We start from the raw sequence: 7134 nt of genomic DNA on the forward strand, positions 1-7134 counted from the left end.
GTCCGCTTACTCTTAGGGGTGAAGCGCGATAGCGTAACGCACCGATTTAATAATAGAGGTGGTGGTGGTAATCTGGGGATTTTGTTGTAAAAAAGCGGATATTTGTTCGATTCCGTCTTCGTTGGGAGAGAGAATAACAGTGGCGACTTCTGGAATTACCCCAGCTTGGAGACTTTGATAATCGCTAACACCAGCATCGAGGAAAACTACGGTAGCGGTTAAACGCTGATTTCTCGCACTATTCACCCGATTAGCTTGACTCAAGCCATCAGATTGAGCAAAATTGAACAAAGCATCGTCAACAGCAGGAAAGCTCGGCAAGAGGGTAGAAGTCATGACGCTGACCGCAAAAGATTAATGGGACTATTTTATGCAAAGAATCCCGAATTTTTCAATACCCCTGTAACAGAAATTAATATTTATTACAAGAAAACGGGTTTCTTGAGACAGTCGGGAAAACTATATATAGCGGTTTTCAGTCTGCTGAGGTACAAGAGTTATGGGTTTTAGGCAAGAGGCAAAAGGCAAGAAAAATAGGTGTACCTCACTAGCTTAGGAAACGCTATATTCATAATTTATCATTCATAATTCATCATGCCCACAGGAGCATTTTTGGCGATTAATCCTGTTCCTCTAGCCATTTTTGCCAGAGATCTGGACGACGTTCCTTAGTACGATCAAGTTGTTGTTGATAGCGCCAATCAGCGATATCCTGATGATTACCCGATCGCAAAACCGGCGGCACTTGCCAACTGCGAAAGACCGGCGGCCGGGTATATTGGGGATAATCCAATAAACCTGCCTCAAAACTCTCCAATTTCAACGATTCTGCCTTACCTACCGTCCCGGGTAACAACCGCGTCACCCCGTTAATAATCGCTAAAGCCGGGATTTCCCCACAAGTTAGGACAAAATCCCCTAAAGATACCTCTCTAGTCACCAAATGCTCACAAACCCGCTCATCTACCCCTTCATAATGGCCACAGATGAGAATTAACTGCTGATAACTACTGGCCCAAGTTTTCAGTAAAGCTTGATTGAGAGGTTCCCCCTGGGGAGTCATCAGCACGATCTCCCGGGGTGGTAAAATTTCTAAAGACTCGATCGCCTCAAAAATTGGCTCTGGTTTTAATAACATTCCCACACCACCACCGTAGGGTTCATCATCGACGCGACGGTGTTTATCGTGGGCAAAATCCCGGAGATTGACCAAATTTACCCTAGCGATGTCGCGTTCGAGAGCTTTTGCCAACAACCCCGACCGCAGCGGTGAAGTAAAAAAATCGGGAAAGAGAGTAATAATGTCAAACTGCACGGGGAAAATTAAGGCCTAGACTGGGATAGTGTTTAATGTATCATTTTGTCACGGTTCGATCGGTTAAAATCTTGCTAATTTGGCGCTAGTCTATCTCAATAACATGATAGACTATCCTGTACTGTCTAGGGGTTTTTCTGGCTCTAGCTTGAGTGATCGAAGTCTAGCCTAGACTAAAAGTTAACTAACAGTCCGTCATTGCCAGTGGATCGAAGAAAATTGCTAAAATCGCCTCTACTATTGCTTGATGTCCCGAAAAATATTCCTAAACCGCATTTTTTTCCATCAACCGTTCAGGGAAAATAAGATCAAGATACCTGTCCATCTTCCCGAAAAACCTTCCATCCCTAAAAATGTCTATTCGTTCAGTGACATGATCATCGAGCTAGAAACCCAACACCACCAAAATCCTACCCCCGTATCTCTCAAAACGGCGATTTTAGTCATTGGAGGTGCCGAGGATAAAGTCCACGGTAAAGAGATACTGCATACCTTTTGGAATCGCGCTGGGGGTAGCGAAGCAGTGATCGCTATTGTTCCCTCCGCTTCCAGAGAACCGGTTCTAATCGGCGATCGCTATCAGAAGATTTTCGAGGAAATGGGGGCAAAATACGTCAAAGTTATCGATATTCGTGATCGCGTACAGGGAGAAGACCCCCAATTTCAAGCCTACATCGAAGAGTGTACAGGTGTATTTATGACCGGAGGCGACCAGCTGCGTTTATGCGGTTTGCTCTCCGATACTCCCCTGATGGAAAGAATCAGACAAAGAGTGCAACAGGGAGAATTAACCCTGGCCGGAACTAGCGCCGGGGCCGCCGTTATGGGTCATCACATGATTGCCGGGGGCAGCAGTGGGGAAGCACCCAATCGGGCCCTAGTGGATATGGCCATGGGATTAGGTCTCATTCCTGAAGTCATTGTCGATCAACACTTCCACAATCGCAACCGCATGGCTCGGTTAATGAGCGCTATCTCCGGTTATCCTGAACGTTTAGGAATTGGCATTGATGAGGATACCTGCGCTATGTTTGAACGGGATGGCACGATGACAGTAATCGGCTGCGGTACAGTGACGGTAATTAATGCTAGGGAAATGTCCCACACCAACCACCATCACGTCACCGCTAACGAACCCCTGAGTCTGCATAATCTGCGGGTACATATTCTGGCCTACGGTGATGGCTATCATCTCAAAAAACAGCAAGTGATCCCTAAATTGGGGTAAAAAAACTCCTGAAAAACTGTTCACGATGAACAGTTTACCGCTCTCAGAAAACCAGACAATAAACAACGGCTTCTTTGTGCTTCTCAACAGCGAACACCAGCATCATGAAAATTCTCAGAACCCAAACCCTGCGCGGTCCCAACTACTGGAGTATTCGTCGCGACAAGCTCATTGTTATGCGTCTGGATCTCGAAGATCTCGCAGAGAAGCCATCGAATGAAATCCCCGGCTTTTACGAGGGATTAATCGACGTTCTCCCCAGTTTAGTCGAACATTACTGCTCCCCCGGTTATCGCGGCGGTTTCTTTGAACGAGTCCGCACTGGCACTTATATGGGCCACATCATTGAACATATCGCCCTAGAATTGCAGGAATTGGCAGGAACTCCCGTCGGGTTTGGTCGCACTAGAAGCACCTCCACCCCCGGAGTCTATAACGTGGTATTTGAGTACGTTGACGAGCAAGCGGGACGTTATGCGGGTCGAGCTGCCGTGCGTTTGTGTCAATCGATTGTCGATACGGGAACCTATCCTAAGCAAGAATTAGCCCAAGATTTAGCCGATTTACGCGATTTATGCAATAATGCCTCCCTCGGTCCGAGTACAGAAACCATCGTCAAAGAAGCACAAGCTAGAAATATTCCCTGGTTACTCCTGAGCGCTCGTGCCATGGTGCAATTGGGCTATGGCGTTCACCAAAAGCGCATTCAAGCCACTTTAAGCAGTTTTTCGGGGATTTTAGCCGTTGAGTTGGCCTGTGACAAGGAAGGCACAAAAACTATCCTCAAGGATGGTGGGATTCCAGTCCCCCGGGGTACGGTGATTCAATACTTGGATGAGTTGTCAGCGGCAATCGAGGAAGTGGGAGGGTTTCCCATCGTGATTAAACCCCTCGATGGCAACCACGGCCGGGGCATCAGCATCGATGTTAAAACTCAACAGGAAGCAGAGGAAGCCTATGATCTAGCCAGTGCCGCCTCGAAAACCCGCAGCGTGATCGTAGAAAGGTATTATAAAGGCAGTGATCACCGAATTTTAGTCATAAATGGTAAAGTCGCCGCCGTGGCCGAACGGATTCCCGCTCACGTCGTCGGTGATGGGCGCTCAACTGTAGAAGAATTAATCGAAATTATTAATCAAGATCCCAACCGGGGTGACGGTCATGCCAACGTTTTAACTAAAATAACTATTGACAAAACCGCCCTTAATGTGCTAGAGAAACAGGGCTATGAATTAACCAGCATTTTAGCCCACGGAGAGATCGCCTATCTGCGGGCCACGGCTAATTTAAGCACCGGCGGCATCGCCGTGGATCGTACCGACGAAATTCACCCCGAAAACGTCTGGATCGCCCAAAGAGTGGCAAAATTAATCGGTTTAGACATTGCCGGGATCGATGTGGTGACAGAGGATATCCGCAAACCCCTGAAAGAAGTGGACGGGGTAATCGTAGAAGTCAACGCCGCCCCCGGTTTTCGGATGCACGTCGCCCCCAGTCGCGGTTTACCCCGCAATATCGCCGCCCCAGTTATCGATATGTTATTCCCCCCCGGGACTCCCAGTCGCGTGCCAATTCTGGCCATTACGGGAACTAACGGCAAAACCACCACTAGCCGCTTAATTTCTCATATTTGCCGACAAACGGGGAAAGTAGTCGGATTTACCACGACGGACGGCGTGTATATCGATGATTATCTGGTAGAAAAGGGCGATAACACCGGTCCCTACAGCGCCAGTATGATTTTGAAGGATCCCACAGTCGAGATTGCCGTGCTAGAAACGGCCCGGGGTGGTATCCTGCGATCGGGTTTAGCCTTTAATCAGTGCGATGTGGGGGTGGTGTTAAATGTGGCCGCCGACCATTTGGGTATCGGTGATATCGACACCATCGAACAAATGGCGAAGGTAAAAAGCGTTGTGGCCGAGGTGGTTAGCGCCGAGGGTTACGCGGTTTTAAATGCCGATGATCCCTTGACCGTTAGTATGGCCGAAAAAGTCAAGGGAAGAGTCGCTTATTTTTCCATGAGTCCCGATAACCCGATTATTCACGACCATATCCGTCGCGGTGGCATGGCCGCCATCTATGAGAATGGCTATCTGTCGATTCTAGAGGGAGAATGGACGCTGAGAATCGAGGAAGCGGTTAATATTCCCGTGACTATGCAGGGAATGGCTCCTTTTATGATTGCTAACGCCTTGGCCGCCTGTTTGGCCACTTTTGTGCATGGTATCGATATCGAGTTAATTCGCCAAGGGGTGCGGACTTTTAAACCTTCCGTGGCCCAGACCCCCGGTAGGATGAACCTGTTTGACTTGGGACACCATCACGCTTTAATCGATTATGCCCATAATCCCGCCGGATACGAAGCCGTCGGCGGTTTTGTCGGCAATTGGTCCGGCGAAAAAGTCGGCGTGGTTGGGGGACCGGGCGATCGACGGGATGATGATTTAATTTTATTAGGGAAATTATCGGCGCTTATGTTCGATCGAATTATTGTTAAGGAAGATAACGATACTCGCGGTCGCCGCCGGGGGGAAGTGGCCGATTTAATTCTCCGGGGAATTAGCGAAGAAAATGCCAGTTTGCGTCCGGAAGTTATTCTCGATGAAACGGAGGCTTTAGAGAAGGCTTTAAGCACGGTTTCTGAGGGTGGTTTAGTGGTAATTTTCCCCGAAAGTGTCACCCAGGCGATCAATTTGATTGAGAAACATCGACCCCTGACCGATAATCAGGGTTAAAAGTTGGGATATTCTGCCTATAGAGTCACTTCTAGCCCGATGGTCTGTTCCCCTGTCTAGGCAATGGTTGATCTACAATGATTATTGTAGGCTTTCATCGAAGGAATAATAATATTGATGCAGTTATTCACCATCGGTCACTCTAATCACGAAATTGCCTCATTTATGCTTCTACTTAAGAAGCATAATATAACTGCCCTTGCTGATGTTCGTTCTCATCCTTATAGCCGATTTCTCAAGCATTTTAATCAGTCAATATTGTCAAATGCTTTAAAAAGTGAAGGCATTTACTATGTGTTTTTGGGCAAGGAATTAGGAGCCAGACCGAGCAGCGAAGAATGTTATGTCAATGGTAAGGCTTTATACGAAAAAATTGCTAAAACATCTGCTTTTAATCATGGAATTGAACGAATTTTACAGGGAGTGAAAAAACATCGAATTGCCCTTATGTGTGCGGAGAAAGACCCGATTGAATGTCATAGAGCGATTCTGGTTTGTCAACATCTACGTCATTGCGATTTAGATATTTATCATATTCTCAAAAATGGTGACTTGGAATCTCATGACCATCTAGAAGAAAGAATGCTGTTTAAACATAGTTTGACAGATTTTTCAGCAAGTAGTCAAAAAGAAATTCAGCTTTCTTTATTTGTCGAGCCAAATAGCAATATTCTCACAAAAGCAGAATGTTTGGAGAAAGCTTATAAGCTTCAGGGTGATGCAATTGCTTATATAGAAACAAGTGGTAATTATGATGAACAGGACAATCAATCTCTTTACAATCGGCTTTACTCAAAAGACTGCACAGAAGTTCTTTGATGACTTACAAAAAGCTGGCGTTAAGAGAGTTATAGATACTCGTTTAAATAATGTTTCCCAATTAGCAGGATTTAGTAAAAAAGCTGACCTAGAATATTTTTTAAAAGTCATCGGTGGAATTGAATATGTTCATGTTTTAGACTTAGCTCCAACTCAAGATATTCTTGATGAATATAAAAAGAAAAAAGTTGATTGGACAATATACGAACAAAAATTTAGACAACTTATTAGTAGCCGCAGGATTGAAACAAAAGTTTCTCCAGATGTAATTAATAACGCTTGTTTACTCTGTAGTGAGGCAAAACCTCATAATTGTCACCGTCGTTTAGTGGCCGAATATTTAAAGGAGAAATGGGGGAATGTCAATATATGTCATCTCTGAAAAAAATTGTCTGTCTTGCTAATTCATGGAAATTAAATGAACGCTGTATCGCTGGAATTGATATTAGTTCAGGAAATTGGGTTCGTCCTGTGTGTGATTCTCTTTATCCAGAAGATGGCAGGGTTCCACGATCAGTTAGACTAATTTCTGGTAAAGAACCAAAAGTTTTAGATATTCTCGAAATTCCCCTTGCTGATACTGGCAATGATTTTGGGTTTGAATCGGAAAATTTTTCCGTTTTACCCGGTGAATGGAAATGTGTAGGTAGATTCAATATCAATGATTTGGGAAAGTATTGTAGAACCCCAACAAAAATACTGCACAATTCAATTAAATATGTTAATCCTTCTTATTTGAAAAACCTTAATTTCAATCAACGTTATACTCTCCAGTTGATTCAAGTGCAGAGTTTTAGAGTATATCAAAAAGAAAATTCAAAAGGAAATTTTGAGTGGCGTGGCACAATTACAACAGCGAATGGTAACAGTTTGACAGAAGCAAAGATAACTGATCCCGTATTTGTCGAGAAATTAAATACCTGGACTTCCCCGTTGACAAAAGGCCATAACCTGTGCTGTAGAAGGGATTAAGAGAATTTCCGCCGCCCCGTTACTGGGTACAAATCAGGGAAACTCCCAATAAATCTAACGCT

The 7134-nt window shown here is 45.1% G+C and carries 7 protein-coding genes; 5 read left to right on the forward strand and 2 right to left on the reverse strand.

What is annotated here, in order from left to right:
* Window positions 1-12 precede the first annotated feature (12 nt).
* Window positions 13-336 carry a DUF4347 domain-containing protein gene (locus tag EWV60_RS19045; protein WP_002754726.1) on the reverse strand — a complete coding sequence of 108 codons (324 nt, stop codon included), beginning with the start codon at window positions 334-336 and terminating at the stop codon, window positions 13-15.
* 283 nt (window positions 337-619) lie between these two features.
* Window positions 620-1315, reverse strand: coding sequence for a tRNA (guanosine(37)-N1)-methyltransferase TrmD (gene trmD, locus EWV60_RS19050; protein WP_287234048.1), 696 nt, complete (start codon window positions 1313-1315; stop codon window positions 620-622).
* A gap of 373 nt (window positions 1316-1688) precedes the next feature.
* Here trmD and EWV60_RS19055 point away from each other — a divergent pair, with 373 nt between their 5' ends.
* From EWV60_RS19055 to EWV60_RS19075, 5 genes are all read left to right on the forward strand, one after another.
* A complete protein-coding gene (locus tag EWV60_RS19055) occupies window positions 1689-2543 on the forward strand; it encodes a cyanophycinase (protein WP_002754723.1) in 855 nt (284 codons plus the stop codon).
* A 104-nt stretch (window positions 2544-2647) separates the two neighbouring features.
* Window positions 2648-5281: a cyanophycin synthetase gene (gene cphA, locus EWV60_RS19060; RefSeq protein WP_287234050.1), complete on the forward strand. Its 2634-nt coding sequence runs from the start codon at window positions 2648-2650 to the stop codon at window positions 5279-5281.
* A 117-nt stretch (window positions 5282-5398) separates the two neighbouring features.
* Window positions 5399-6100 carry a DUF488 domain-containing protein gene (locus tag EWV60_RS19065; protein ID WP_002794879.1) on the forward strand — a complete coding sequence of 234 codons (702 nt, stop codon included), beginning with the start codon at window positions 5399-5401 and terminating at the stop codon, window positions 6098-6100.
* Window positions 6036-6482 carry a DUF488 domain-containing protein gene (locus EWV60_RS19070; RefSeq protein ID WP_193977185.1) on the forward strand — a complete coding sequence of 149 codons (447 nt, stop codon included), beginning with the start codon at window positions 6036-6038 and terminating at the stop codon, window positions 6480-6482. The genes EWV60_RS19065 and EWV60_RS19070 overlap by 65 nt, the downstream gene beginning before the upstream one ends.
* A complete protein-coding gene (locus tag EWV60_RS19075) occupies window positions 6470-7072 on the forward strand; it encodes a dual OB domain-containing protein (protein WP_287234053.1) in 603 nt (200 codons plus the stop codon). The genes EWV60_RS19070 and EWV60_RS19075 overlap by 13 nt, the downstream gene beginning before the upstream one ends.
* The last annotated feature ends 62 nt before the right edge of the window (window positions 7073-7134 follow it).

The organism is Microcystis sp. Msp_OC_L_20101000_S702 (assembly GCF_007095705.1).
In the GTDB taxonomy this organism is placed as follows: Bacteria; Cyanobacteriota; Cyanobacteriia; order Cyanobacteriales; family Microcystaceae; genus Microcystis; species Microcystis ichthyoblabe_A.

Bases quoted from the DNA above. Each gene is read 5' to 3' on its own strand.
- EWV60_RS19075 (WP_287234053.1), top strand. From the start codon at position 6,470: ATGTCATCTCTGAAAAAAATTGTCTGTCTTGCTAATTCATGGAAATTA.
- EWV60_RS19070 (WP_193977185.1), top strand. From the start codon at position 6,036: ATGAACAGGACAATCAATCTCTTTACAATCGGCTTTACTCAAAAGACT.
- cphA (WP_287234050.1), top strand. From the start codon at position 2,648: ATGAAAATTCTCAGAACCCAAACCCTGCGCGGTCCCAACTACTGGAGT.
- EWV60_RS19045 (WP_002754726.1), bottom strand. From the start codon at position 336: ATGACTTCTACCCTCTTGCCGAGCTTTCCTGCTGTTGACGATGCTTTG.
- EWV60_RS19055 (WP_002754723.1), top strand. From the start codon at position 1,689: ATGATCATCGAGCTAGAAACCCAACACCACCAAAATCCTACCCCCGTA.
- EWV60_RS19065 (WP_002794879.1), top strand. From the start codon at position 5,399: ATGCAGTTATTCACCATCGGTCACTCTAATCACGAAATTGCCTCATTT.